Here is a 26799-nt window from a genome sequence, read left to right on the forward strand (position 1 = left end):
CCGAGGGGCGCTGCCAGGGGCCGGTCCCCCGGGTGCGGGCTCCGGCGACCCCCAGCCGTCGGTGCCCGTGATACCTGTCTAGCCCGGATGGGTTGTCCATGGTCGGTGGCTGGACTCCGGACAACGCACATCTAGACAATCGGGCGTTGATCGAATGGAGGTGTTCGGGTGCCTCGTCCGGAGCGTCCGCTGGACAACGGCCCGTTGGCGGAGTTCGCGGCCGAGCTGCGGCTTCTGCGGGAGAAGGCGGGCAGTCCGCGGTACCGGGAGCTGGCGCAGTGGACGCACTACTCGGTGACCACGCTGTCGGAGGCCGCGGGCGGCAAGCGGTTGCCGACGCTGGCGGTGACGCTGGCCTACGTGCAGGCATGCGGCGGCGATCGGCAGGAGTGGGAGCAGCGCTGGCAGGAGGTCACGGCCGCGCTCGCCGCGCGGAACGACTCCGCTACGTCGACCAACGGGTCCGAGCCCGAGATCGAGTGCCCGTATGTCGGACTGGCCGCGTTCAGCCCCGAGGACGCGGATCGGTTCTTCGGCCGGGAGCACGTGGTCGAGGACCTGCTGGCCCGGTTGCGTGACGAGCGGTTCGTGGCGGTGATCGGCGCTTCCGGCGCGGGCAAGTCGTCGCTGCTGCGCGCCGGTGTGGTGCCGAAACTGCGAGCCGGTGGGACGCGGGTGGCGGTGTGCACACCGACCCAGCAGCCGCTGGAGGTGCTGGCCGCGCAGGTGGCACGCCACACCGGCGAGTCGGCCGCGCGGCTGCATTGCGAACTGGGAGACGACCCGCAGGCGTTGCACCTGGCGGTACTCACAGCGCTGGCCGACGAGCCGGCAGGGGCCGAGCTGGTGCTGGTGGTGGATCAGTTCGAGGAGGTCTTCACCCTCTGCCGCGACACCGAGCAGCGCACGCGGTTCCTGACCCAGCTTGCCAGCGCCACCGCGGCCGGCCACTCCCGGCTGCGGGTGGTGCTGGGCATCCGGTCGGACTTCTTCGACCGCTGCCTTGACCGCCCCGAGCTGGTACCGGCGCTGCGGGCACCGGCACTGCTGGGGGCGATGTCGACCGAGGAGCTGCGCCGCGCGATCACCCAACCCGCCGTTGGCCAGGGCTGCACCGTCGAAGGGGCGCTGCTGGCCGAGATCACCGCGCAAGCCGCGGGACACGTCGGGATGCTGCCGCTGGTCTCGCACGCATTGCGCGAGACCTGGCAGCGCCGCCGCGGCAACACCCTCACGCTGGTCGGCTATGAAGCCACCGGAGGCATCCGGCATGCCCTGACCCAGACCGCAGAAGCGCTTTACACCGGTTTCACCGAGCCCCAGCAGCGCCGGGCGCGAGGTCTGCTGGTGCGGCTGGTCGCTCCTGGGGAAGGTACCGAGGACACCAAGCGCCGCATCACCCGCGCCGAGCTCGACCCCGACGCCGACACCCACGCGGTGCTCGACGCCCTGGCCAGGGCGCGGCTGGTCACCGTCGATGACGACGGCATCGAGATCACCCACGAAGCCCTCATCCGCTCCTGGTCCCGGCTGCGGCAGTGGATCGACGCGGATCGCGAAGGGGTGCGGCTGCATCGCGAACTCACCGCCGCCACCACCACCTGGGAACACCTCGCCCACGACCCCGGCGCGTTGTACCGGGGCGCGCAGCTGACCATCACCCGCGACTGGGTCACCCGCGCGGAGCCGACGCTGGCGCGACGCGAACGCGACTTCCTCGACGCCAGCACCGCCGCCGAACAACGCGAGCACCGCGCCCGCCTGCTCCGCACCCGGGTGCTCCAGGGCGTGTGCGTCGGCCTCGCGTTGCTGCTGGTCGTGGCGTCGGTGACCGCGGTCAGCGTCTACAACGGTGGTCAGCAGACCCTGTCACGGCAACTGGCCCAGCAAGCACGCGTCGCGCAGGCCACCGATCCCGCCGCGGCGATCCGCCTCAGCGTCCAGGCCCACGGCACCACCACGCTCGACGGCACGGCCACCGCCGAGGGCCGCAGCGCGCTGCTGAGCACCGCGGGACACCTCGTTCATCACGGCACACTGCCCAGCAGCAAATCGGTCACCGGGATGAACAAGCTGGCATTCAGTCCTGACGGACGCCTGCTCGCCTCCGCCGACGAGCAGGTGCACGTCTGGGACGTCGCCACCCGCAGGCTGCGCACCCGGCTCACCGCCCCCGCCGCGAACAGCACGGATCGTCCCGCCCCGTACGGGGCCGCGGCCTTCTCCGACGACGGAACCCGCGTTGCCGCCAGCACCACCCTGGACACCGGACGCATCGACGTGTGGCGGCTGGACGCACCGGACCAGCCCGTCATCAGCCTGCCGTCGACCGCCGAGGGCAACGATCTCGAGTTCAGTCCGGACGGCCGCCTGCTGGCCGCTGCCGGCGGCACACGCATCGAGCTCTGGGATCTCGACAGCGGGCGCCTCATCGAGGCTCTCCCGGTCGAAAACGGCTTCTCGGTGTCGTTTTCACCCGACAGCCGAATTCTGGCCTATTCCGCATCGTATCCAGTAGGCGTCGGGATCTGGGACCTTTCCACGCGACGCCACATGCCTGCGCTGCCGGAAGCGTACAAGCACTTCGACCCGAGGTTCAGCCCTGACGGCCAGACGCTGGCCACGATGGGTACCGACGGCACGGGGCCGATCATCTGGGACCTGGCCACCCGCACACCCAAGGTGAGAATCGACCAGGAAATGGTGATCTTGGACTTCGCGTTCTCGCCTGCGGATCAGTCACTGTTGATCGCGAACGCCGACGGCAGCATCGATCGCCGCGATCACAGCGGCAGCGGGCCTCCCGTGCGGCTGGTGCCCGCCCGCCCCGACCAAAGCTCCTCGAGCATGAGCGTCAGCAGCACCGGCGTCATCGCCATGACTTCCTGGAACTACGGCAGCATCATCACGCTGTGGGATACGAACCGGCTCCCCACCCGGCGGGACAGCGGTCCCTATCCGGAAGCTCTCACCTTCAGCGCGGAGGGCAGACACCTGCTCGGCGCGTACAAGTCCGGTGAACTCACCACCTGGGCCGCCGAACAGCTTCGCCGCGTCGACTCCGCACCGCTGTCGCCGGGTTCCCCGGCAGCGACGCTCGCCGGGTTCAGCGCCGAGGGCAGGCGGTTCGTCGCCGTCACCAGTGCCGACGATCCACGGAGCGGCACGATCACGGTCGGCGACACCGCCACCCGCACACCCATCGCTGTCGTCACTGGTCCCGACACTTACCGGGCGGTCAACGCCCAGGGCACGCTGCTGGCCACCACCGGACCCGAGGGTCTCCACGTGTGGAACGTCCAGGGTCCGGCGGCTCGGTTGGTCCACACGTTCTCCGACGTCCACCCCGATGCCTCGGTCGCGTTCAGCCCCGACTCGCAGCATTTGGCAACCACGCGTGTGGATGGATCGTTCGGCGTGTGGGATCTGACCACCGGACGCTCTATCACTCTGCCGATAGCCGCCGGCCCGGCAGACGACCTCGTGCCCCGGTACTCACCGAACGGCCGCATTCTGGCAGTGCGCACCGCCACCGGCGTGACACTGTGGAACGCGATCACCCGCACCCCGCTGGGAACCATCCCCGGCCACTACGGCCACGCCCTCGCCTTCAGCCCCGACTCCCAACGCCTCGCCCTGGCCACCCCGGACAACGCAATCGTCATCCGCGACCTCCCATCCCGCGCCGAGTGGGCAACCCTGACCGGCACAGTGGCCGACAGACCTGACGCGATCTCGACCTTGACGTGGTCCCCGGACGGAACGCGGCTCGCCGCCGCAGGCAACTCCCTCACCCTCTGGACCACCGACACCGAGCACGCCACCACCGCACTCTGCGACACCCTCACCCGCGACTTCCAGGACCAGGCCCGACCTGTCCCCACAGCCTGCACAGGAAGGCAGCCACCCGAGCCGGAGCCGGAAAAGCCGTGACTCACCGGCCGCCGTCCTGGTAGCCCGAAGCAGCAGGCACGGGCCTCAGTCGAGCGCGAGCCCTCTGGTCTCCGGTGCCCAGGCCAGCGACACGACCGCGCCCACGGCCAGGATGGCCGTCAAGACCACCATCGTGGGCGAGAAGCCCAGGGAGTCGAAGCTGATCGGCAGCAGGAAGGTGCCGATCGCGGAGCCGATCCGGCTCATCCCGTTGAGCAGCCCGACACCGGAGCTGCGCAGCTCGGTGGGGAACAGCTCCGGCGGGTACACCTGGTCGAGGTTGGACGACGCCGACATCGTGAAGGTGAACACCAGGAACAGCGGGAACAGCAGGGCGGTGGGAGCGTCCGGCCAGATGCCGATCGGCGCCAGGGACAGCGCCATCACCACGAACGAGCCGATGGTCAGTCCGCGCCGGGTGAGCTTCGCGACGAGCCACAGCCCACCGATGCCGCCGAGCAGCAGGAACAGGTTGAGCAGCGCATCGCTTAGGAACTCGTCGCCGTCCAGGTGGATCTTCGCCAGCACCAGCGGCAGGAACGTGTAGATCGCGAAGTACGGGATGACCTGGCAGTTGTAGAACAGGACACCGAAGGCGGTGTTGCGCCAATGGCGCCTGCCGAACAGCTCCCGGTAGGTCGCTCGGCGCTCGGGCACGTGCTGGGCGGCGAACGCGTCGAAGTCGACCCGCGCTCCGATGAAGCGCGTGACCACGGCCCGGGCCTCGTGCAGCCGGCCGCGGCTGACCAGCCAGCGCGGTGACTCCGGAGTGCCGATCCGCACCAGCAGGACCACGATCGCGGGTACCGCGCTGCTCAGCAGCAGCCACCGCCAGGAGTCGCCGCCGAACCCGACGAGGTAGTTGCCGAAGAAGAAGGCGGCGATGTAGCCGACCGTCCACATCGCGGTGAGCGAGGCCAGCAGCCCGCCGCGGTAGCGGCGCGGCACGAACTCGGCGACCAGCGTCGGTCCGAGCGCGTAGTCGGCCCCGATCCCGAACCCGATCAGCAGCCGCAGCACGAACAGCTCCACCGGGCCGGTGACGAAGAACTGCAGCACCGATGCGACGGCGATGAGCAGGAAGTCCAGCATGTAGAGGCGCTGGCGGCCCATCCGGTCCGCGGCCCAGCCGACCACCGTGCTGCCGAGGAAGATGCCGATCAGCGCGGAAGCGCCGAGCAGGCCCTGCCAGGCCGGGCCCAGGGCGAGCTGCGGGGCGATCAGGGTCAGCGCGATCCCGATGATCCCCAGCTGGTAGCCGTCGGAGAAGTTCGCGCCGAAGGTCAACGCGGTGATCTTGACGTGGAAGCGGTTCAGCGGGACGTCGTCGAACGACGTTGCCTCAGTCGTCGAGGAAGAGTTCCTGGTCTGCGGCGTATTGCTCAAAGTTCTCCAATCGTCGCCGCGCGGATGCTCCCGCGGCGTCAGCCATCGCTTCGAGCAATGAGGTCGAAAGCGACATCACCGCAGCGTGCGAATCGAAGACGAGTTCCTCGCCCACCGCGGCGGCGAGCACGTCATCGGCGTCGGGAGTCAGTGCGGACACGGTTCTGTCCGTCACCAGCACGATGCGCAGACCCAGGTCACGGGCCTGCACCATGGCGCGTTGCGTCTCGCGGGGATACCGCGGCATCGCGAACACGATCGCCGTTTCGGCGCCGCAACGACGCGCGTGGCGCAGCTGGTCGCCGACGATGCTGCCGCCCGAGGTCAGCAGGCGCACATCGGGGTGGATCTTCGCGGCGAGGTAGCCGAACAGCGAAGCCAGCGGGGCGGAGACCCGAAAACCCAGCACCACCAACGGATTCGACGCCGCGAGCAAGGCGCCGGCGGAGCGCAGGGTGCTCTCGTCGGCGAGCTCGGTCCGCAGCCTGGCGAGGTTGTTCATGTCCTCGTCGATGCCCGACTGGAGCTTCGAGCCCCGAGCGTCCCGGTCGGCGGCGGACTCGGAACCCGCCTGGCGGAGATAGCGGCGGAAGTGCCCGTAACCGTCGAACCCGAGCAGCGCGACGAACCGCGTCACCGACGGCTGGCTCACCGCCGCGGCCTCGGCGAGCTCGACGCTGGTGAGGTAGGCGGCGGTGTCGGCGTTGGCCAGCAGGTACGCCGCGATCCGGCGCTGGGCCGGGGTCAGCCGGTGCTCGGTGAAGAGCTCCTGCAGAGGACCGGGCAATCCGGGTACCACCCTTGCCAACGCGATGAATGGGGAGTTTCATGCAGCATCAGATTTGAATGAACAATTGTCAAGGGGTTGGCCATGCCAGACAGCAGCCGGGTCCGCATCGACGGCAAGGGGTTGCGCTGCGCGGACGTCGTGCGCGTAGCTCGGCGCAGCGCATCGGTGAAGTTGAACCAGGACGCGGTGCGCCGCACCGAGAGCGCCTACCGCCTCGCACTCGACATCGGAGCCAAGCGGTCGGTCTACGGCCGGACCACCGGAGTGGGCGCCAACCGGCACGCCGTCGTCGACGCCGACTCCGCCGACGAGCACGGGCTCCGCTTGCTCCGCAGCCACGCCGGAGGCACCGGAGAGCCGCTGCCCGACGCGATCGTGCGCTCCACGCTGGTGATCCGGCTCAACCAGCTCGCCGCCGCCGGCAGCGGTGTGCACCCGCGCCTCCTGCACACGCTGGAGACCGCGCTGCGTGTCGGCGCCCTGCCGCTGGTGCACTCCCGAGGCGCCATCGGGACCGGCGACCTCAGCGCGCTCGCCGAGATCGGGCTGACGATGGCCGGTCAGCGGCCGTGGCACGTCGGATCGCTCGACCCGGTGCCGATCAGCCCCGGTGACGCGCTCGCCTTCATCTCCAGCAACGCCGCGACGCTGGCCGAGTCGGTGCTCGCCTGGCACGACCTGCGCAGGCTGCTGCACGCCAGCCACGTGATCGCCGCGTTGTCCTTCTGCGCCCTCGGCGGCTCCCCGGAAGCGTTTTCCGAACAGGTGCACGGGGCGCGACCGCACCCGGGCTCGGTGCGCTGCGCTGCCCAGATGCGGCGACTCCTCGGCTTGGACGTCGATCCGCCGGAAGGACGGCGGTTGCAGGATCCGTTCGGGCTGCGAGCCTTCCCGCAGGTCCACGGCCCCGCACTGGACGCGGCCGACGCCCTGGAGCGGGTGCTGTCCATCGATCTCAACGCCGCCGCCGAGAACCCGCTCATCCACGTCGACAGCGAGCGGGTGTACCACCACGGCCAGTTCTCCACCGCCTACCTGGCGCTGTCGCTGGACAGCCTGCGCGCCGCGCTGCACCACGTCGCCGAGCTGTCCGCGGCGCGGTTGAGCGACCTCGTCGAACCGGAGCTCACCGGCCTCACGCCGTTCCTGTCCTCCGGTCCGCCGGGCAGCTCGGGGATCATGATCCTGGAGTACGTCGCCCACGACGCGCTCGGCCAGCTCCGCCACGCGGCGGCTCCGGTGACCCTGGGGACCGCGGTGATCTCGCGCGGTCTCGAAGACCACGCGAGCTTTTCCACCCAGGCCGCGCGCAGCACCTCCGCGGCCATCAGCGCCTACCGCACGGTGCTCGGCTGCGAACTGCTCGGCGCCGTCCGCGCGTTGCGGCTCGCAGGCGTCAAACTGCCCGACGCACCGGTCGGCCAAGCCTTCGCGCGCGCGACCCGCCAACTGCCCATGATCGAGGAGGACCACCCGCTCAGCGACGAGATCGCGCAGGCGGAGCAGATCATCGACGAGTTCGCCGACTGCTGAGCACGGCGAGGGGCCGCGGAACGCGGTAGCCGCGCTGGGTGAGGCGGTGCTGGACACCGTGCGCGACCAGCTCGCCACCGCCGCCGAGCGCTCGCACGCCCTGCCGATGTTGGCCGGGAGCCGCCAAACGTCCGCTGGACGCACCAACCGCGCGCGCTCCAGACTGGGTAGCGCACGTCCAATGCCTTGACCAGGTCGGACAACCGGTCACCCCCGATGGCCACGAGCAGATTGGCGCAACACATGGACAACCGCACCGCCGTCTCCACCAGCGATCTGGCGCTGCCGGACGGACGCGTCGTCACGTGCGTCAACACGAGGAACGCGGAACTCGTCTGGCAGGAGGTGCGCACGGACTGCTACCGACTGGACCTGCTGAACATTCCGGCCGGGGGAACCATCATCGATGTCGGTGCACACATCGGGCTCTTCTCACTGTTCGCAGCCCAACGCATACCAGGAGTCCGGCTGATCGCCTGCGAACCAGCACCGCCGTCCTTCGCCTGCCTCGCCGGAAACCTCACCGCCTTCGCCCCGAACGCGATCGCCTTGAACACGGCAGTCGCCGAACAACCGGGTAGCGCCGAGCTGACCTACTACCCCGATGCCGAAGCCATGACGACACTCGAGGCCGACGACGAAGACGACAGGAGCAACGTCGCCGCGGTGGCATCGAACCTCGGAATCGCCGACTCCGTTCAGGACTACGTGCAGACCTTCAGCCGGCGCACCGAGCAGTACACCGTTCCCGTGACGACCATCGGCCACATCATCGCCGACCACGACCTCAGCAAGGTCGACCTGCTCAAGATCGACGTGGAGCGAGCCGAGCTGGCCGTCCTACGCGGAATCGCGGACAGCGACTGGCCGAGGATCCACAACATCGCGGTCGAAGTACACGATGTCCACGGTCGTCTGACCGAAGTGGTCGCACTGCTGGAACAGCAGGGATACCGGGTCGAAGCACTCCAGGAAGACATGTACCGCGGATCAAGCGTCCACATTGTACTGGCCAGCCGTACCTGACGCCGCGGGCGAAGCAAAATCGCACTCGCCCGCGACCGGGTCAGGGATCAGGTGGCGAGATCGCGCCGGGCGTAGCCGATGACACCGACGATCACCAGACCGCAGGCCGTGGCCGACAACCCGGCCGCACCCGCCCAGTTCGCCGGTGCGGCCGGTACCGAGGCGATGTGCGCGAACGGGGACAGCTGGCCGACCCATCGCGGCGCACCGGTGCTCTGCGCGAGCACCTGGAGCAGGAAGCCACCGGCAGCGGGCAGCGATCCGACGGCGAGCACCGCCCGCGGGGTCCAGCCCAGCGCGAGGACCGCGGCTCCCAGGCACAGCAGCGCGATCGGCGCGATGTTGAGCACGCCGGCCAGCGAGGCCCCGAGTCCGAGGTCCGCGTCGACCGCGGTCGCACCCGCCCAGGTCGCGACGCCGGCCCCGGCCAGAAGCACGAACACGCCGCCGACGGCTGCCGCGATCTCCACCCCGATGAGGTGGCCGCGCGACACGGGCTGGGCCAGCAGGAGCACCGAACGCCGATCGACCTCATCGGCGCGCACGGCGGCGATCCGCGCCGCCGCGTACACCCCGACCGGGATCGCGAGCAGGCCGTACATCGCCGCCGCGTAGCCCGTCGCCTTCCCGAGCCCGCCGAACCCGGCCGCGGCGGCCAGTTCGGCGAAACGCGGGTTGTCGGTGAGGAACTCGGTGAGCGAATGCGTGAGCAACCCGATGAGCAGGAAGTAGGAGGCGATTCCCAGCAGCCAACCGACGAGTGGGCTGATGCTTCTGCGGACCGCGAACGACCCGACCGAGCTGAGCAGCCAAGTCCGTGCCGGACGCGTGGCGGCGACGGTCAACAGCCCAGCGCCCACGTCACGCCTGCTCGCCACGACAACAGCACCGAAGAGCAGAATCAGCGGCACGACTGCGAGCACCAGCAGCGGGACCGGCCGGTTGGCCGCGTAGGGCTGCACTTCGGCGACGACACCGAACGGCGTGACCCAATGCAGCCATGCCAGGGCCTGCACGCCGTCGGCGACCATCCTCATGAGCAGCATCGCGCCGAGGACCCCTACCGACAGCCCGCTCGCCGCCCCGCGCGTGGGCAGGAGCTGCGCGGCGAGCCCTCCCAGCGCGGCGAATCCCAGGCCGACGCCCGCGATGCCGGCGGCATGCAGAACAGCCCCGGTCGCCGACGTCCCGGCGGCGACGAGGGCCGCGGCCACCGCGCCGCCGACCAGTACGACGCCGGCCGCGAGGACCAGGAGGGCCCTGGTCACCAGAGCCGTCTTGCGCACGGATGCCGCCAGCAGCAGGTTCCAGTGGCCCGATTCCTCCTCACCTCGCGTCAGCCGCGTGGCGCTGAGCACCGCCCAGACCGCGACCAGGACGGCGACCGGGGTGCCAGTGCGCCAGACGGTGAATCCGCCCGGGTCGTCCAATGCCACCGGCGGTCCGAACAGGGTGCGGATCGCCGGGTTCGCGGCCAGCGCCTGCAGCACCGGAGCGTTGAGCACACCGGCGAACGTGGTCTGGTACTGCCAGGCCACCAGGGCCGACATGCCCGCCGCGGCGGCGAGCACCACGCCGGTGCTGAGGCGGATCTGGCGGACGGCGAGACCGGTCACCGCTCGGCCGGGTACGCGCGCTGCCGAGCCGGGTTCACCGCGCAACGTCACGGCGCTCATCGGGCCGCATCCCCGTAGTAGTCGAGGAAGATCTCCTCCAGGCTCGGCTCGCGCATCCGGAAGGTCGTCACGTCCGAGGCCGCCAACGCGCGCAACGCCGGGCCGGGCGGTCCGGTGAGGGAGAACCGCATTCCCGTGCCGTCGAGGAACTCGACGTCGTGGATTCCGGGCAGCCCGCTCACGTCCGGTGCGGCCCCGTCGAAGGAGACCTCGACGTCGGTGCGGCGCAGCCGGCGCAGCTCCGGAATGCTCGCCACCTCGGCCAGGCGTCCGGCGCGCAGGATCGCCACCCGATCGCACACCGCCTCGACTTCGGCCAGCTTGTGGGAGCTCAGGAACACGGTCTGACCCCGGTCCCCGGCCTCGGCCACGCAACGGCGGAACTCCCGCTCCATCAGCGGGTCCAGCCCGCTGGTCGGCTCGTCGAGGACCAGCAGCGGTGCCCGGGTCGAGAAGGCCGCGACCAGGGCGACCTTCTGCCGGTTGCCGGTCGAGTACGCCTTGCCCCGCTTGCCGAGCTCGAGTTCGAACCTGTCGACGAGCTCGTCACGGTAGGCGGTGTCGCTGCCGGGCCCGATTCCGGCCAGCAGCTCCAGAATCTCGGCGCCGGTCAGCGTCGGCCACAGTGCCACGTCGGCGGGGACGTAGGCCAGGTTGCGGTGCGCTCGCCGAACATCCCGCGCGTCGTCGGAGAACACCCGCGCCGTGCCCGAGGAGGGCCGGATGAACCCCAGCAGCATGCGGATCGTCGTCGACTTGCCGGCACCGTTGGGTCCGAGGAAGCCGAACACCTCGCCCGGGTGGACCTCCAGCGACAGATCCTCCACAGCGGTGGTGCGGCCGAACCGCTTGGTGAGCTCGCGGGTCTGGATCGCCGGTGTGTTCGCTGCTCGGGAAGCTCGCGTAGTTGGGGTTGGCACGGGAAACCTCACTCCAGGCAGGGGGCAGATACCGCCGACCAGACTTCCCGGCACACCTCAGCATCAAATTACTCTTCACTCGTCATTATGGACACCCCGGCGACGCCTCCATCTGTTCCGCAGCCGCCGCTTTCCAACTGCGCCCGTCTCAGCGCTTCACCGCGAAGACCGACCTCTCGACCTCCGAAGCGGCCAGCGCGCGGCCGGTGGGTGCGAGGTAGCGGGAGGCGAACTCGGCCGGTCCCACCTGCTTGACCTGCTCCCAGCCGTACTCGTCGAGGAACGCCGGCACGTCGTCCGGATGCATCCCGTAGGTCCAGATCCCGCGTCTGAGCACGTATTCCCGGTACGCGGCTTCGGCCCCGTACAGGGCGGTCCCGTCGAGGAAGTCCTTGCGGACGTAGGTGAACACCATCCGGCTTCCCGGAGGGGCCGCACCCAGGAACCCGAACGTCGCGCGGACGGCGTCGTCGGTCAGGTACTGGGTGACCGCCTCGCAGACGAAGAAGGTTCGCTGTTGCCCGACGCGGTAGCCGTGGTCGGCCAGCGCCTCGGGCAGCGCCTGGGTTTCGAAGTCGACCGGGACGAGCCGGACCGGCTCGGGCACCCGCCCGTACAGCTTGAGCAGACGGGCTCGCTTGCGCGCGATGTTCTCCGGCTGGTCGACCTCGAACACCGGGATGCGCGCGAGCGACGGCAACCGGTATGCGCAGGTGTCGAAGCCCGCGCCGAGGATCACGACAGCATCCAGCCCCTCCTCGGCGGCTTCGGTGATCCTGTCCTCGACGTAGCGCTTCCGGCAGAGCATGCTCGCCCACAGTCCGGGCATGTGCTTGTCGGTGGCGGAGGCCATCCACCGCCGGGCCGGGCCCCAGCGGGTCAGCGCCACGACCGGTTTCACGCGCGCGGGCAGCATCCGGCGGGCGAGTTCGTCGCGCAACAGCGGGCGCGGCTCGTTCTGCTCGATCGCGACGATCGTCACCGGCCCCACGGCGGTCTGCGCGGCGCCCTCGCTCATGATCGCTCTCCTCTCGAGCCGTTCGCGGCCTGCGGCAGCAGCAGTGCCGACGGGTGCTCGGGATCGTGGAAGATCTCCTGATCAGCGGGCTTCATCGCGGTACCGAGCTGATCACCGGTGCCGAGGTTGCGCGCGTAGCGCGGATGCGCACCGCTGGACACCTGCAACCGGACCCGATGCCCTCGGCGGAACCGGTGCGCCGTGGGCCACAGCTCGATCCGGGCTGTGCGGACACCGGGCTCATCGGACCGCGCCAGCCGCACGATGCCGTCGGAGACGTTGGTGGACCGGCCCCCGGGTGCGACGTCGCACACCCTGGTGAAGACGTCGGTGTCCTCGTTGCTGGACCAGAGGTGGATCTCGGCGGTCACCGGCCCTACGACGTCGAGGTCGCTTTCCAGCGGGTCGCTGGTGAACACCAGGACGTCGCAACGCGCTTCCAGGCGCCGGTTGTCCTTGGCTCCGGCGTTGACCGCGACGATCGAGCCGCCCAGCGACGGCGTCGGATCGGCCGGGTCGTAGCGGTACCGGCTCGGGGCGGAGGCGGCGGGCGCCCGCGGTGCGAGCGTTCCGCCCGCGTGCAGGTACCACGCTCGGCGTTGCTCCCGCGGCGGCCAGTCGGCGAAGTCCTCCCACTGGTTCGCACCGGTGATGTTGACCCGCACCGGCGCTTCGGGAAGTGCGCCCCGGCCACGCAGCGCGTGGTCGAGCACGGCGAACGACTCCTCCAGGTAGCGGCGGGTGGTCATACCCCGCCCGTGCGTCCACGGCCCCACGAGCAGGCGCACCGTCCGACCGGACTCGCGCAACGCCGCGTAGTCGCTGACCATGCGCGGCAGGAAGAAGTCGTGCCACCCGCCGCACAGGAGCACCAGCGGCGGCATGTTCCCGACGTTGCCGCGGTGGTCCATGCGCGCCCAGTACTCGTCCGGCTGGGGATGCTGCAACCACTCCTGGAAGTACGGGACCTGCTCACCGACCGCCGCCCGGTCGGCGTCGCGGATGTCGGCGACCATGCACGCCCGCCGCAGTCGGCGCGGCCCAGTGAACGCGGTCAGCAACTGCGGCAGGAGCCGCCCGCGCGTGCGGAACATGGTGTGCACGGCCTGGACCCAGGCCAGCGCGTTGCCCAGCGCGAACACCCCGCCCGGGTACGTGAACGAGTGGTAGAACTCCGACGGCGCGTCCTGGATGACGGCCGCCTTCCACTCCGGAACCGGCTCCCGGGCCAGTTCCCATTGCACGTAGCCGAGATAGCTGGTTCCCCAGGTCGCCATCGCGGCCGGGAACCACGGCTGGTCGCGCAACCACTCCAGCGTCGCACTGCCGTCGTGGGAGTGGATCGTGAAGCCGTCGAACCTGCCCCCGGAGTCCGCGGTGCCCCGCATGCTCTGCTGGAACACCTGGTACCCCTGCTCGGCGATGATGCGGGCGAGCAGCGCGTAGGCCTGGCGACGCCCGTAGGGAGTGCGGATCAGCACGAGCGGAGCACGCTCGTCATCCGCCGGGTAGTAGCGGTCGGCCATCAACCGGACCCCGTCGGGCATAGGCACCGCGAAGTCGCGCTGCACCCGCACCCGCACTCGCGCGCGAGGAAGTCCGAGCAGGCGCCTCGTAGCAGCGCTCATCAACGTCATCGCGACACCACCTCGTCCAGCGCGAGGAAGCGACGCATCAGCGCGGTGACCGGCCGGCTGCCCGAGAGCCGGAGCACTTGTGTCCGCGCGTGCAGTGCGGCGCTGTTGGACGCCACGAACAGGCTCTTGAGACGTCGTCCCTGACGCCTTCGGCGCTCGGCGACCGGCCGCAGGAGCCGTTCCCAGCTCCGCAGCGCCCCTGGGATGTCCGCCGGGTTGCGCTCCAGCACGGTACCGAGCAGTTCGGCACCGCCGAGCGCGAGCGAGGCACCGTAGCCCGCGAACAGGCTGACGCACCACGCCGAATCACCGAGCAGCACCACCCGCCCGGAACTCCAGCGATCCAGCCGGATCTGGCTGACCTGGTCGTAGAACACCGACTCCGAGCCTTCGACCGCGTCCAGCAGATCGGGGACCACCCAGCCCAGGTCGGCGTAGCGACGGCGCAGCACGGGTGGAGCCCCGTCGGCGAGGTCGGCCTCGGGCGTTCGGGAGCCGAAGATGAAGAACGCGGCGGACCGGCCGCAGGTCGGGTTGACCACGCTGACCCCTCGGTCCACCAGGCTCAAGCTGACCCCCGACGCGGGGGCGATCGCGGCGGGAACCTCGTCGAGCAGGCTGATGGCGACGAGCGCGCCGAAGTCGTGGCGGAAACCGCGTTCGGCACCGAACAGCAACGACCGCACGCGCGAGTGCAGGCCGTCCGCACCGACCACGAGATCGGCCACCTCGGTCGTGCCGTCGCTCAACTCCACCGACACTTCATCGGTCGCCTGGCTGATGCTCTCCACCGTGGTGCCGAACCGGAAGTCCACCCCGTCGCCGAGCGCGTCGCGGAGAACCCGTTCTATGTCGCCGCGGAACAGGGCGAGCATCCGATCGCCCACGAGTGCGCGCTGCGCGTGCGGATCCATGGCCGCGAGCCGCCGCCCGTGCTCGTCGACGTGAACCAGTTCGAACGGCTCGGGCTCGGCCGCCCGCAGCTCGGGCAGGATTCCCAACCGCTCGGCGGCCTCGTACCCCAGTCCACCCAGGTTGAGCATGTAGCCGCCGTCGCGCAGCCCCGGTGCCCGTTCCAGCACGACGACCTGCCAGCCGCTGCGCCGCAGGCGGAGCGCGGTGGCCAACCCGGCGATCCCGGCACCCACGATCAGCACACGTCTTCCGGTCGGCATGACAGTCCCCTCTCCACGGGTTCTTCCACCACGCCGACCAGACTTCCCGGCACACCATCGACGCCCTCCGGGCTCGATGACCCGAAGGTACCCTGTCTTCAGAAAATTCTGAAGGAAGGGATTCCCGGGAGGACGCGTGGACAGCGGCAACGCCGCGGAACGACTCGCCTTGGCGCTCACCCGCAGCGGCATGCAACGCATGCCGGCACGCCTGCTCGCGACGTTCCTGTTCACCGACGAGCCGACCCTGACAGCGGGACAACTGACCGAAGAACTCCAGGTGAGCGCGGGGTCGGTGTCCGGGGCGCTGAAGATGCTGACCACCGTCGGCCTCGTCGAGCAAGCCCCCGCACCCGGAAGCCGCCGCGACCACTACCGCATGCGCGACGACGCCTGGGCCACACTGTTCTCCCACCAGAACGCGGTGGTGCGCACCATCCTCCAGGCGGCCGAAGAGGGCATCGCCGCCACCACCGACGACGGCCCCGCTCGCCGCCGGCTGACGCAGATGCGCGACTTCTACGAGTTCGTGCTCGCCGAGATCCCCGCGCTCGTGGAACGGTGGAAGCGGGAATCGGGCACCACGCACACCTGATCCCTGGCGCGGTACTGCGGGTCATCCGCGCCCTGTTGCAGGGGATTTCTGCCCTTTGTGCATGGACGAGTCGCGGTGCCATGCATGGTCACCAGCGCCGTCGTGGGCTCGTTCCTCTCGCACCGTTTCGCCCCGCGGCAGCTGCTCTCCGCCCCTGCCGGCTGCCGTGCGCAAGCTGCCCCCGCGGCACCAGTTGCGAAATCCTGTCATGTTCGTCGTCTGGGTCGGATTGATCGTCGAACAACGGCGGTTGACCGTCCCGGGACCTGACGCGAACAAGCCCATCACGACTTTCTCGGCACAGAGGTGGGCGAAGACTCAGGCCGGGATAGCTTCACGATTCGTCCCAACTGCCCATCCTGAGTAGATCATCTTGGCATGTCACGGGAACGCGATGCGGTCGCCGAGGTCGAGTTCGAGCGGGCCACGGGTCTGCAGCCCCTGCGCGAACAGCGTTGCCATGCGGGCCTTGACCGCCTCCGAGCCAACGACGCGTCGTCCGGGCCACCCGCTTCGGCCGCCTCGGCCGTGTACTCCGCGATCTTGGTGAGATCGACGTGCGGCACGAAGTACTCCGAATCGGCGCTCTCGAGCACCACGACCCGGACATCCTCGCCGGACTCCAGCTCGCCGGACAAGGCCACCAGGTCGCGCACCAACTCCGGCCCCGATCAGGTTCATCGGCGGCGCATCGATCACAACACCCAGCACACCGTCGTCACTGCGTTCGACGCGCAGCGTGCCGTAAGTCCGGGCCATCTCCTCCACCCCCGCATGCGTGAGCCGTCGAGCGACCGCCCACGCAAGTGATGACGTCGTGATCTCACGTCGGGAGCCCCGTTGCGACCTGCTCGGCCAGCATGTGCTCGGTGCATTTCTCGGGCCAGTTCGGTACGCATAAATGCACTGTCGTACCCGCGTGCCTGACAGCGAGTGGTCACTTTCCCGGCTGACGTCAGGGGCATCGGACCCTGACGACGCAGGGCGCGGGAGCGGACAGTGGTGAGGCCTGTCCCGGTGGTTGGTAGGTCCGGAGCATCCCAGCCCGTTTGCCTCGGTCCGCCAGAGGGAACATCGATGATGCTCCCCGCCGGGCAGGCCCAGCTTGGAGATCACATTCGCCCGCCGGGCGCGGTCGCGCGAGCACCTCTTGGCCGGACTCGGCCGGGCAGCCCTCAGCGCCAGAGGCGCCGTCTCCGCCGCCCGGCCACCCGGGGAAGTAACTCCGCACCGCGCGGATCGCGAACTACCTCCCCATTCTCATCGAACGCCGCGCACGCACTCATCTCGTCGGCCCATCATGACCACCGGCGTTCGGGGACATCGAGACGTGGCTCGATGCCCCCGAACGCCGGTTCGACTCAGCTCGACCGCGCAGCCGACCGTTGGCCGCCGGACGAACCCGACCTGCTCTCAGCCGCGCTCTGCTGAGCCAACGCGGTGCCCACTCCGATCGCCGCCGCCACCGGCCACGCGAGCACATCGAACGCGGCCAGCGCTCCCAATCCGCCGTAGAAGACCATCGCCTTGCCGGACGGAAGATAGCTCCGCACGGTGTTCGCCGCATTGGCGAGATCGTCACGCGTGGGAATGTAGTGATCGGGCTGGTGGAGTTCGGCGGTCACGCCCGGCAGGTTGACCGTCGTCACCCCACGCCCTTCGGATTTCCGTTGCTTGGTAGCCATAACTCCTCCTCAGCGCATCCGGTCAACACGCCGGCATCGAGCCCGGGGTACCACCGAGCGGGACCCTCCAACCGTTCCACGGCCCGCCCGTCTTCGTAGCGACGCGCCTCGAAGCAACCACTCGGGTCCTTGCTCGGCCAGAGCGTGAGGCGGGCCGCATCGCGGGGTGCCGACCGGCCCACATGGGCGGGTCTTGACCTTGCTGGAGCACTCGGCCGACCGAGTACATGGCCGTGGCGGCGTGGCCGCGGTGGCCGCGTTCCTCGAACAGGCGACCGAACTCAGCCCCGATCCGGCCCGTCGCGGCGCGCGTGCGCCGGCCGCAGCGCAGGCCACGTTCGACGCGGGTGCGCCCGAGGCCGCGCTGCGACTGCTGGCCCGATCACCAGCCGATCACCGGAGCGCCCTGAACGCTGCCCGCATCTCGGTGGAGAAGAGCTCCGGCTCCTCCCAGGCGGCGAAGTGGCCACCGCGGTCGACCTCGTTGAAGTACGCGAGGCTGGGGTAGACCGTCTCGACCCAGCTGCGCGGGGCAGCCCAGATCTCGCCGGGGAACGTCGTGAAGCCCACCGGAACCGAGACCTCCGGAGGAACCTGGCCGGCGGCCTGGACCCGTCCGAACTCCCAGTACCACCGGGCGGCCGACGCGCCGGTGCCCGTCAGCCAGTACAGCGTGATGTTGTCGAGGACGGTGTCCCGGTTGAGGTTGCCCACGGGCTCCCCGTCGAGGAACGCGCGGGAGATCTTGTAGTAGCTGTCCGTGTCGTGATCGAGCAACCAGGCCGCGAGCCCGACGGGTGAATCCAGCAGGGAGTAGCCGATCGTCTGCGGCCGGGTGGACTGCTCGAGGAAGTAGCCGAAGCCGTCTGTCGTGAACGTGTTGAGCGCGTCGTGCGCGGCGCGTTCCTGCTCGGACTCCGCCGGCAGTTGGTCCTTGAGACCCAGCGCCCCGGCGAGCAAGTTCATGTGGATGCCGATCAGCCCCTCGGGCGCTTGGCGGCCCATCGCGTCCGTGACGGTGGCGCCCACATCGCCTCCCTGGGCGACGTAGCGCGTGTAGTCGAGGCGGTCCATCAGCTCCACCCACGCGCGTGCGATGCGGCCGGACCCCCAGCCCAGCTCGGTCGGCTCACCGGAGAATCCGTAGCCGGGCAAGGACGGCAGCACCAGGTCGAATGCGTCTGCGGGGGTGCCGCCGTGCGAGGTCGGGTCGGTCAGGGGACCGACGGTCTCGAGAAGCTCGACGACCGAGCCGGGCCAGCCGTGCGTCATGAGCAGCGGCAGCGCGTTCTCGTGCCGCGACCTGACGTGGACGAAGTGGATCTGCACCCCGTCGATCTCGGTCGTGAACTGCGGCAGCGCGTTGAGTTTCGCCTCGCACCGGCGCCAGTCGTACTCGGTCCCCCAGTAGCGGGCGAGCTCCCGCACCGTCGCCAACCGCACGCCCTGCGACCGATCCTCCACCAGCTCGCTGTGGGGCCAGCGCGTCGCGGCGATGCGGCGGCGCAGGTCGTGCAGATCGTCCTTCGAAACTTCGACCTCGAACGGGCGGAGCTCCGGACGGGTTGGGACGGATTCCGTGGTCGCTGTTTCGGACATGGCAACACTTCTCCTCGGGGACGGCACCAGCCCGGGCCCAGACCCGGTCGGCGGTGGAACCGCCCCGGCAGGACCGCCGCGCCCGTTGAGACAGCCAATACCCTGGTCCGCGAGAACTGCCAGGGGCGTTCGTCCCCATTTGCCGGGCAACCAATCGGGGCGGCCGGCGGGGCTAACCGGAAGCGACCAGCGGGATCTGAAGACTCATCGTGCCTTTCAGATCCAACCAGGCCGTGTCCGGTCCCCGGACAAGACGCAGCACCACCCCGTCGCAGCCCGGACATCGGGCGACCAGGCCGGGTGCCTGCTGGTAGACGCGGAGCGCTGCGACCGGGCCGGTGCGCCCGCAGCCGACGCAACGCTCGACGGCGGCCGTGACATCGACCGCGAAGACCTCCGCCAAAGGCCCGGCCAGGGCGTTGCCGTCCACGTACCGCTGTGTCATGTCATCCTCCACTCGGGCCGAACCTCTCGGTCTTGATCCGCCCTGGCGCATGGCCCAGCGCCAGCAGAATGTCGGCGGCCGTCTCGACGAAACCCGTGGGGCCGCAGACGAAACAGCTCGGTTCGAACTCCGGCGGCCAGCCACCACGGTTGATGTCCGCGATGCCGATCCGTCCGGGCTTCCCGCTCCAGCCCTGCGGCGCCGACCGCGTGTACACGTACGTCACGTCCAGGCCGTCGTCCCCACGCGTCGGCCGAGCCAGCTCCCGGGCGTAATACACGTCCGCAGGCGAGCGGACCGAGTAGAGCAGGCGGAACGGTGTACGACTGCGGGCCGTGCGACGCGCCCGCACCATCGCCATCAGCGGCACGATGCCCGACCCTCCCGCGATCAGCAGCACCGGCTCGGTCTTCGTCGGGCGCCACACGAACCAGCCACCGATGGGTCCGCGCACCTCCACCGGGTCTCCAACCGAGTACACCTCGGTCAGGTACGGAGACACCTCGCCGTCGGGCACCCGTTGCACCGTCAGCTCCAGCCGATCACCGTCTGCGGGGGCGGCCAGTGAATAGCTGCGCTGCGTGCTGTAACCGTCAGCTGCGGTCAGCCGGACGTCGACGTGCTGCCCGGCCGAATGTCCCGGCCAGCCCGCCACGTCCAGCAGCAACGTGCGTGCCGTGGGCGTCTCGTCGCGGTAGTCGACCAGACGTGCAACCCGCCAGCTCAGTCGGCGGGTCAGTCGCCCTGATACCGCTGCTCGCGCCACGGGTCACCGTAATCGTGGTAGCCGATGCTCTCCCAGAACCCGGGCTCGTCCTCCAGCAGCAGCCGTATGCCATGCACCCACTTCGCCGACTTCCAGAAGTACAGATGCGGCACGAGCAGCCTGGCCGGACCTCCGTGCTCGGGTGCAAGATCGGCACCGTCGTACTCGTAGACGATCCACGCCTGGCCATCGAGCAGATCCTCCAACGGCAGGTTCGTGGTGTAACCGCCGTAGGAGTCCACCAGCGCGAAATCCGCCGCCGTGTCCACCTCGGCCAGCAGCGTGTCCAGCGACACGCCCCTCCAGACCGTGCCCAGCTTCGACCACTTGGTGACGCAGTGGATGTCGACTTCCGGCGTCTCCCCGGGCAGTTCCCGAAACCGCGGCCACGACCAGCGATGGACCTGCCCGGTCTCCGTCGTGATCACGAACTCCCACTCGTCCAGCGAAACCCGCGGCGTCGGACCCGCTGACAACACCGGGAAATCCTCGATCAGATACTGGCCCGGCGGCAACTGCGGCCCGGCCGTACGCGGCCGCCCCTGAAAACCAGGCGACACGACACCCATCGCAGTCCCTCCCAGCACGGCTCAGGAATCCCCTTATCGGGCACACCGAGCAGGACAGGCAGTCGACAGCCGCCCAGCACGCCGGGCCGCCCATCAGCGTCGGCCGCCACCAACATGCTGGCCAGGGTCAGAGCACGTAAGAGCCGAAAGGCCCGAACCCGCCGCACTCGGTATGCGTCCAGCGGGCCAGAGCGACCAGACGAGGCCCGACCGAATCAGGTCGCGGAGCGCTACCGCTCACCAACGGAGCCCCGCCCTGCCCACAGCTCCGAAGGATCCTCGTTGCGGATCCGAACCATGAAGTCCTCGTCCTCGGCTTGGACATGGTGCGCTTCGGTCAGCACGTCACGCACGCTGTGCGCCGGGATGACTACGGCGCCGGCGCGGTCTGCGTAGATGTAGTCGCCGGGTGTGACGCACACGCCGCCGACTTCGACGGGAACGTTGGCCGCGCACGGCATCACGGTGTCGTCGCCGGCTCGGGTGGCCTCTCCCCTGCACCAGGTGGTGAAGCGGTACCGGGCCAGTTCGTCGAAGTCGCGGAGCCGGCCGTCGCAGAGCAACCCGGCGAGCTCGTGGTTGTGCAGGCGGGACAATTTGGTGCCACCGCCGTGCGAGACGTCCGGGTAGCCGCCGCTGGAGAGCACGAGGACCGCCCCTGCGGGCGCATCTCCAACCGCTCGGTAGAACCAGCCGGCGAATCCTGCGGTCTGGGTATCGGTGAAGTCCTCGCGGTAAGGCACGTAGGCGATGGTCACGGCGGGGCCGAACATCGGGCGCTGCGGAGTGGGGCTGACCAGGCTCAGCACGTGCGCGCGGTGTTGGTGGGCACGTCCCATGGCATCCACGATGGCAGCGCAACCGAGTCCGGTGACCATCGTTGCCAGGTCCGTGTTCTGTCCGGTCATCGTGGACTCTCCTTCGGACGTACCCGTCAGCGGTAGTCCGGGTTGTCGAAACCGAAGTGACAGCCCGCAGCCCACTCGGAACGCTGGTTGCCGTAGGCGGGCACGCCTCCGGCCTGCCGCAGCAGGGCGGCGATGTGCATGAGGTTGTAGGTCATGAACGTCGTGTTGCGGTTGGTGAAGTCGTTGTCCGGGCCACCCGAGCCTTCGTCGAGGTAGCTCGGTCCGGGGCCCGCCTCGCCGATCCACCCCGCGTCGGCCTGCGGCGGGACCGTGTAGCCGAGGTGTTGCAGGCTGTAGAGCACGTTCATCGCACAGTGCTTGACACCGTCCTCGTTGCCGGTGAACAGACATCCGCCTGTGCGCCCGTAGTAGGCGTACTGGCCGGCATCGTTGAGCAGATGCGAGCAGCCGTACAGCCGTTCGACAACGCGTTTGAGCACGGAGCTGTTGTCCCCCAACCAGATCGGTCCTGCCAGGACGAGGATGTCGGCGTCCAGGACGCGCTGGAACAGCTGTGGCCACTCGTCACTGGCCCATCCGTGCTCGGTCATGTCCGGCCACACACCGGTGGCGATGTCGTGGTCGACCGCCCGGAACTGATCCACCTCCACACCTCGCCCGCGCATGACCCCGGCACTGCGGTCGACCAGTCCCTGCGTGTGGGTGAGCTCCGGCGAGCGCTTGAGCGTGCAGTTGATGAACAGGGCACGCAGCCCGTCAAAGCGAGGTGGCACTTGGGCAACGGTCATCACGGTCCACCCTCGGCCGACGTCATGAGAAGGTCAGCGAATCCCGACCTGCAGGCCGTCCATGCCGCTACGATAGGCAGCCCAGCCTCCCTTCGCACTCCGGCTCTCAGTCAGTACTGCGACGGGGGCAACAGGGGTGTCCCGCCCCTCGTCGGTACTGGGTGCTGCGGGAGCGCGGCTGGGCAACGCTCGGGCTCGGCCGCTACAAGATCCCGAAGCAGCGCATCAAGTGGCCTGATCTGGCGCTGGGCTTCTCCCGAGCCGGGGTCAGGCCAGCGTCGAGGTGTCGATGACGAAGCGGTAGCGCACGTCCGACGCCAGCACGCGCTCGTATGCCTCGTTGATCTTCTCGGCCGGGATGACCTCGACCTCGGCGCCGATGCGGTGCTCGCCGCAGAAGTCCAGCATCTCCTGGGTTTCGCGGATGCCGCCGATCAGCGAACCGGCGAGGGACCTGCCCCCGCATGAGCAGCGAGAAGACGTTGACCGACAACGGCTCGGCCGGGGCGCCGACGTTGACCAGGGTGCCGTTCACGGTCAGCAGGCCGAGGTAGGCGTCCAGGTCGAGCTTGGCGCTGACCGTGTTGACGATGAGGTCGAAGGTACCGGCGAGCTGCTCGAAGGTGGCCGGGTCGCTGGTGGCGTGGTAATGGTCGGCGCCCAGGCGCAGGCCGTCGTCCATCTTCTTCAACGACTGTGAGATGACGGTGACCTCCGCACCCATGGCGTGGGCGATCTTGACGCCCATGTGGCCGAGCCCGCCGAGGCCGACGATCGCGACTTTCTTGCGACAGGTCCATGTACGGGACTCCGACCCTCGATGGTGTGACCGTCAAAGCCACATTGGACGGACGATCCAGCCCAGCACCGGGACCCGCCGACATCGCGCGCGAACTGACCGAGGCGGAGATCGCCGACACCCACGACACGGTCCGCACCTTCCTACCGGGTCTCGTACCGAGCATCGTCCGATCCGACGCCTACCCCGATCTCTACACCACCGACAAGGCACCGGTGCTCGGCACCTTGCCCGAGCGCCCCCGCACCATCATCGCCACCGGATTCTCCGGGCTGGGATTCAAGATGGCGCCCAGCTTCGGGGCCCGAGCCGCGGCAGCGGCCGGCGACGAGCCGGTCGACAACCCCCGGTTCCTGGACCCCGGCCGCTTCCTACCGTAGTAGATCGACAGGGCTGCTCCCCGCTGTATTCGTCGCCGGTCGGACCGCGGGCGCCGCGACCCCAGCCGCCTGCGCAAAAGAGGTAGCTCAACGATCCAACGCCGGAGACAGGTCGGCACCCATGGCCTAGCGGTTCCGCCGTTCGGCCTACAGATGGCAGAGCCGACACCTGCCTCCACGGGTGTCTTGCGCCGTCGCTATTCAGCGCTACTATGTACCGGTACTCAATGTTGCTGAGTAGCTGAAGGGTGGCCGATGGGCAAGCAGGCGACGGAGATGCTCAAGGGAACACTGGAGGGCATCGTCCTCGCGATCCTGTCCGGCCGGCCCGCCTACGGCTACGAGATCACGACGTGGCTGCGCGATCAGGGCTTCTCCGACATCGCCGAAGGGACCGTCTACGCGCTGCTGGTCAGGCTCGAGCACCGCGGCTTCGTCGACGTGGAGAAGGTCCCCTCCGAGAAGGGGCCGCCGCGCAAGGTGTACTCCCTCAACGCTCAGGGACAGGAATACCTCGAAGAGTTCTGGAGGACGTGGAGCTTCCTCACCGAACGGCTCGAACAGCTCCGCGAAGGAGGCAGATGACCATGTCCGACGCTGAAAAGGGCGGTTTCATCTCAAAGGTGATCGGCCCCAAGCGGCGGTGGCGGCAGTACAAGGCTCGCGTGAGACAACTTCCGCCGAACTACCGCACGGCGGTCGAAGCGATCGAGCGGTACCTGATGCACTTCGTGCCGACCGACGACGACAACGCTGCGTCGATGTTCGAAGACCTCGCCGACCTGTTCGAACAGGCCGCGGCGGACGGAACGTCGATCCGCGAGATCGTCGGGAATGACCCGGGGGAGTTCGCCGAGGTGTTCGTCCAGAACTACTCGGAGGGTGGCTACGTCCCCACCCGTGCGCGGAAGCGGCTGACCGACGCCATCTCGCGCGCCGAGGAAGAGAAGCCCCGATGACCCCGCGCACGACCTCCGAACCAATGAGCCGAGTACGGGATCTGAAGAGGTCGCACAAGACGCCCAACGCGAGCAGGTGGACCACATGACGAAGAACAGCACTTCCTCGACCACTGCGAAGTGGACCGGCATGGTGCCGGTGGACGACACGGCCCTCGCGGTCACCGACACCGGCGGTCCCGGCATCCCTGTTATCTACCTCAACGGCCAGTTCGCCACTCAGGGGTACTGGCGGCGTGTCATCGCCGAACTGGGGACGGGATTGCGGCACATCACCTACGACGAGCGTGCCCGCGGCAGAAAGTCGCAGCGCTCGGCGGACTATTCCTTCGAGGCCGCCGTTCGGGACGTCGATGCCGTTCTCGCGGCCCGCGGTGTGGACCGGGCGCTGGTGGTGGGCTGGTCCTACGGGGCGTTCGTCGCGGCACACTGGGCCAGCCGGAACCCGGACCGTTGCTCGGGCGCGGTCCTGGTCGACGGCGCGCAACCCCACGACTGGCTCGACGAGGTCACGGAGGAGGGGGCACGCAAGATGTTCCGGCGGTTGAGCTGGATCATGTGGCTGCTGCGCCCGACCGGCCTGACCCCGCGGATGAATGCCGAACAGATGGCGAACAGCAACATCGAACTCGGCGAGCTCGCCCGCGAACGCGAACTCGGCCCCGTGATGGACAACATCACCGTCCCGACCCGGTATGTGGTCGCTTCGGGGACGTCGTTCGGAAGCAAGGGTGACCAGCAAGAACGCATCCGCGCCAGCCTCCCCGAGGTGACCGCCCGCAACCCCAACATCAAAATCCACGCGAAGGTCCCCAGCAACCACGGCGCCATCCTGCGCAAGGACTTCCGCGCCGTCGCCGAGGCCGTACGCGAGGTCGCTCCCCTCGACCACAGCCGGCACTGAAGTCCCCGCTCTCACCGGTTGCGCGGGTCTGACGAACGGTGGCCGTCGGTCTCCGCGCTCCCCAAACCCGGCTGCGCTTGTTCGCTGCTCGTCAAAGCACGCCGGGCAGGACGAGCAAGCCCCACGCCAGAAATGGCCCGGCACCGACGATTCCGCCGGTGAAAACCAGGATCTGCTTGTAGAAGCGGTTGCGGTCGACACCCCGGGCGTTGCTGAGCACCAGTGCGCCGTTGGTCGAAAACGGCGAGGTGTCGACGATCGTGGTCGAGATCGCCAGCGCGGCCACCAGCCCGACAGCGCTGAGGTGGCTGCCCAGCAGCAGGGGTACTGCGATCGGGATGATCGCGGTCAGGATCGCGGTGGAAGAGGCGAATGCCGAGGTCACCGCCACCGCGAAGCACAGCAGCAGGGCGACGAGCAGCGGTGCGCCCATTCCCGCGGCGCCGTGCGAGATCTTGTCGATGGTGCCCGCCTTCTCCAGAATCCCGACGTAGGTCACCATGCCCGCGACGAGCAGGATGGTGGACCAGCTGATGCCCTCGGTCGCCTTGGCCTGATTCTTCATGTCCAGCACCGTCAGCACCGCACCAGCGGCAAGCGCGAGGAAACCGATCTCCAAGTGGAAGACGAGCGCGCCCACCACGAGGCCGGCCAGGGCGACCAGCGTGAGCCCCTGCCGCCATGTGATCTTCGAACCCGCCGTGCCTTCGTCGTCGACATCCGTCGGCTCGGGCCGTGACTCGGGATTCCTCCGGCGCAGCAGGACGAAGGTCAGCACCGACAGCAGGAGGTTGAAGCCGAAACTGGCCAGCAACAATGCGTACGGCGCGACGTGCAGCGGGGTGTGGTCGAGCATGCCCAGCACCAGCGCGCCGGAGACCGCGATCGGCGAGAACGCCCCCGCGTGCGCGCCGCTGATCACCATCATGCCGATCATGAGCTGGTTGATCCGGAACCGGTAGGCGAAGTTCATTCCGATCGGCGCCAGCAGCGCGACCGCGGCCGGAGTGAACGTCCCGAACGCGGTGAGCACCGCGGCGATGCCGAACAGCACCCACGGTACGAGCGCTACCCTGCCGCGCACGAGTTTGACCCCGCCCTGCACCAGCAGCTCGATCGTTCCGTTGCGGCGGGCCACCGAGAACAGGTAGGTGACGCCGACGATGGTCACGAACAGCTCGACGGGGAAACCTTCGAAGATCTCGTCTTCGCTGAGCCCGAGCGAGGCGGTGCCGACGATGAAGGAGGCGATGAAGGCCAGGATCCCGATGTTGATGGGCATCACGGTGGCCACGACGAACATGACGCCGAGCGCCACGATGGAGATCATTTCTGCAGACATCATTG

General features: G+C 69.1%; 24 protein-coding genes and 2 pseudogenes. 10 read left to right on the forward strand and 16 right to left on the reverse strand.

Annotated elements, in window-relative coordinates; genetic code table 11:
* The first annotated feature begins 168 nt into the window (after positions 1–168).
* Positions 169–3933, forward strand: coding sequence for a helix-turn-helix domain-containing protein (locus HUO13_RS26805; protein ID WP_211897800.1), 3765 nt, complete (start codon positions 169–171; stop codon positions 3931–3933).
* A gap of 45 nt (positions 3934–3978) precedes the next feature.
* Here the strand turns inward: HUO13_RS26805 and HUO13_RS26810 are convergent, their stop codons facing one another.
* Positions 3979–5319, reverse strand: a complete 1341-nt coding sequence (locus tag HUO13_RS26810; RefSeq protein ID WP_211897801.1) for an MFS transporter — start codon at positions 5317–5319, stop codon at positions 3979–3981.
* The gene (locus HUO13_RS26815; RefSeq protein WP_211897802.1) at positions 5276–6106 is read right to left on the reverse strand and encodes a MurR/RpiR family transcriptional regulator; all 831 of its coding nucleotides are present in this window, start codon (positions 6104–6106) and stop codon (positions 5276–5278) included. Before HUO13_RS26815 ends, HUO13_RS26810 begins: the two co-directional genes overlap by 44 nt.
* Before the next feature lie 84 nt (positions 6107–6190).
* On the opposite strand from HUO13_RS26815, the gene HUO13_RS26820 reads away from it, so the two are divergent.
* Positions 6191–7642, forward strand: coding sequence for an aromatic amino acid ammonia-lyase (locus tag HUO13_RS26820; RefSeq protein WP_211897803.1), 1452 nt, complete (start codon positions 6191–6193; stop codon positions 7640–7642).
* A 243-nt stretch (positions 7643–7885) separates the two neighbouring features.
* On the forward strand, positions 7886–8668 hold the full coding sequence (locus tag HUO13_RS26825) for an FkbM family methyltransferase (RefSeq protein ID WP_211897804.1): 783 nt from the start codon (positions 7886–7888) through the stop codon (positions 8666–8668).
* A gap of 47 nt (positions 8669–8715) precedes the next feature.
* Here the strand turns inward: HUO13_RS26825 and HUO13_RS26830 are convergent, their stop codons facing one another.
* The 5 genes from HUO13_RS26830 to HUO13_RS26850 form a co-directional block, all read right to left on the reverse strand.
* Positions 8716–10344, reverse strand: coding sequence for an ABC transporter permease (locus tag HUO13_RS26830; RefSeq protein WP_211897805.1), 1629 nt, complete (start codon positions 10342–10344; stop codon positions 8716–8718).
* Positions 10341–11264: an ABC transporter ATP-binding protein gene (locus tag HUO13_RS26835; RefSeq protein ID WP_249124077.1), complete on the reverse strand. Its 924-nt coding sequence runs from the start codon at positions 11262–11264 to the stop codon at positions 10341–10343. Before HUO13_RS26835 ends, HUO13_RS26830 begins: the two co-directional genes overlap by 4 nt.
* A gap of 148 nt (positions 11265–11412) precedes the next feature.
* A complete protein-coding gene (locus HUO13_RS26840) occupies positions 11413–12282 on the reverse strand; it encodes an SAM-dependent methyltransferase (RefSeq protein WP_211897806.1) in 870 nt (289 codons plus the stop codon).
* Positions 12279–13910 (reverse strand): CocE/NonD family hydrolase, encoded by a 1632-nt coding sequence (locus HUO13_RS26845; RefSeq protein ID WP_211897807.1) that lies wholly within the window; start codon positions 13908–13910, stop codon positions 12279–12281. The genes HUO13_RS26840 and HUO13_RS26845 overlap by 4 nt, the downstream gene beginning before the upstream one ends.
* 5 nt (positions 13911–13915) lie before the next feature.
* A complete protein-coding gene (locus tag HUO13_RS26850; protein ID WP_211897808.1) occupies positions 13916–15094 on the reverse strand; it encodes an FAD-dependent oxidoreductase in 1179 nt (392 codons plus the stop codon).
* A gap of 136 nt (positions 15095–15230) precedes the next feature.
* Between HUO13_RS26850 and HUO13_RS26855 the strand changes: the two genes are divergently transcribed.
* From HUO13_RS26855 to HUO13_RS38405, 3 genes and pseudogenes are all read left to right on the forward strand, one after another.
* The gene (locus HUO13_RS26855) at positions 15231–15689 is read left to right on the forward strand and encodes a GbsR/MarR family transcriptional regulator (protein WP_249124078.1); all 459 of its coding nucleotides are present in this window, start codon (positions 15231–15233) and stop codon (positions 15687–15689) included.
* Positions 15690–16067: 378 nt separating this feature from the next.
* A complete protein-coding gene (locus HUO13_RS26860; protein ID WP_211897809.1) occupies positions 16068–16499 on the forward strand; it encodes a hypothetical protein in 432 nt (143 codons plus the stop codon).
* A 419-nt stretch (positions 16500–16918) separates the two neighbouring features.
* Positions 16919–16993, forward strand: a pseudogene (locus HUO13_RS38405) (three-helix bundle dimerization domain-containing protein); the annotation flags it as partial.
* A gap of 57 nt (positions 16994–17050) precedes the next feature.
* On the opposite strand, the gene HUO13_RS26865 reads toward HUO13_RS38405, so the two are convergent.
* The 8 genes and pseudogenes from HUO13_RS26865 to HUO13_RS26900 form a co-directional block, all read right to left on the reverse strand.
* On the reverse strand, positions 17051–17374 hold the full coding sequence (locus HUO13_RS26865; RefSeq protein ID WP_211897810.1) for a hypothetical protein: 324 nt from the start codon (positions 17372–17374) through the stop codon (positions 17051–17053).
* A gap of 393 nt (positions 17375–17767) precedes the next feature.
* Positions 17768–18973 carry an epoxide hydrolase family protein gene (locus HUO13_RS26870; RefSeq protein WP_211897811.1) on the reverse strand — a complete coding sequence of 402 codons (1206 nt, stop codon included), beginning with the start codon at positions 18971–18973 and terminating at the stop codon, positions 17768–17770.
* A 172-nt stretch (positions 18974–19145) separates the two neighbouring features.
* Complete coding sequence (locus HUO13_RS26875; protein WP_211897812.1) at positions 19146–19418, reverse strand: DUF6510 family protein; 273 nt, start codon at positions 19416–19418, stop codon at positions 19146–19148.
* Between the two features lies 1 nt (position 19419).
* Complete coding sequence (locus HUO13_RS26880; RefSeq protein ID WP_211897813.1) at positions 19420–20184, reverse strand: ferredoxin reductase; 765 nt, start codon at positions 20182–20184, stop codon at positions 19420–19422.
* On the reverse strand, positions 20154–20753 hold the full coding sequence (locus HUO13_RS26885) for a molybdopterin-dependent oxidoreductase (RefSeq protein ID WP_211897814.1): 600 nt from the start codon (positions 20751–20753) through the stop codon (positions 20154–20156). The genes HUO13_RS26880 and HUO13_RS26885 overlap by 31 nt, the downstream gene beginning before the upstream one ends.
* A 230-nt stretch (positions 20754–20983) precedes the next feature.
* Positions 20984–21661, reverse strand: coding sequence for an RraA family protein (locus tag HUO13_RS26890; RefSeq protein ID WP_249124079.1), 678 nt, complete (start codon positions 21659–21661; stop codon positions 20984–20986).
* 26 nt (positions 21662–21687) lie between these two features.
* Positions 21688–22410, reverse strand: a complete 723-nt coding sequence (locus HUO13_RS26895; RefSeq protein ID WP_211897815.1) for a flavodoxin family protein — start codon at positions 22408–22410, stop codon at positions 21688–21690.
* 267 nt (positions 22411–22677) lie between these two features.
* Positions 22678–23197, reverse strand: a pseudogene (locus HUO13_RS26900) (zinc-binding dehydrogenase); the annotation flags it as partial.
* Positions 23198–23235: 38 nt separating this feature from the next.
* Between HUO13_RS26900 and HUO13_RS26905 the strand changes: the two are divergent.
* The 4 genes from HUO13_RS26905 to HUO13_RS26920 all read left to right on the forward strand — a co-directional run bounded on the left by HUO13_RS26905 (position 23236) and on the right by HUO13_RS26920 (position 25452).
* Positions 23236–23589: an FAD-dependent oxidoreductase gene (locus HUO13_RS26905; protein WP_249124080.1), complete on the forward strand. Its 354-nt coding sequence runs from the start codon at positions 23236–23238 to the stop codon at positions 23587–23589.
* Positions 23590–23844: 255 nt separating this feature from the next.
* Positions 23845–24174, forward strand: a complete 330-nt coding sequence (locus HUO13_RS26910) for a PadR family transcriptional regulator (RefSeq protein WP_211897817.1) — start codon at positions 23845–23847, stop codon at positions 24172–24174.
* Positions 24171–24548, forward strand: a complete 378-nt coding sequence (locus HUO13_RS26915; RefSeq protein ID WP_211897818.1) for a DUF1048 domain-containing protein — start codon at positions 24171–24173, stop codon at positions 24546–24548. The genes HUO13_RS26910 and HUO13_RS26915 overlap by 4 nt, the downstream gene beginning before the upstream one ends.
* A 130-nt stretch (positions 24549–24678) precedes the next feature.
* The gene (locus HUO13_RS26920) at positions 24679–25452 is read left to right on the forward strand and encodes an alpha/beta fold hydrolase (protein ID WP_249124081.1); all 774 of its coding nucleotides are present in this window, start codon (positions 24679–24681) and stop codon (positions 25450–25452) included.
* Between the two features lie 91 nt (positions 25453–25543).
* Here the strand turns inward: HUO13_RS26920 and HUO13_RS26925 are convergent, their stop codons facing one another.
* On the reverse strand, positions 25544–26782 hold the full coding sequence (locus HUO13_RS26925) for an SLC13 family permease (RefSeq protein ID WP_249124082.1): 1239 nt from the start codon (positions 26780–26782) through the stop codon (positions 25544–25546).
* Between the last annotated feature and the right edge of the window lie 17 nt (positions 26783–26799).

Origin of the sequence: Saccharopolyspora erythraea, from assembly GCF_018141105.1 — a bacterium.
GTDB classification, from domain to species: Bacteria; Actinomycetota; Actinomycetes; order Mycobacteriales; family Pseudonocardiaceae; genus Saccharopolyspora_D; species Saccharopolyspora_D erythraea_A.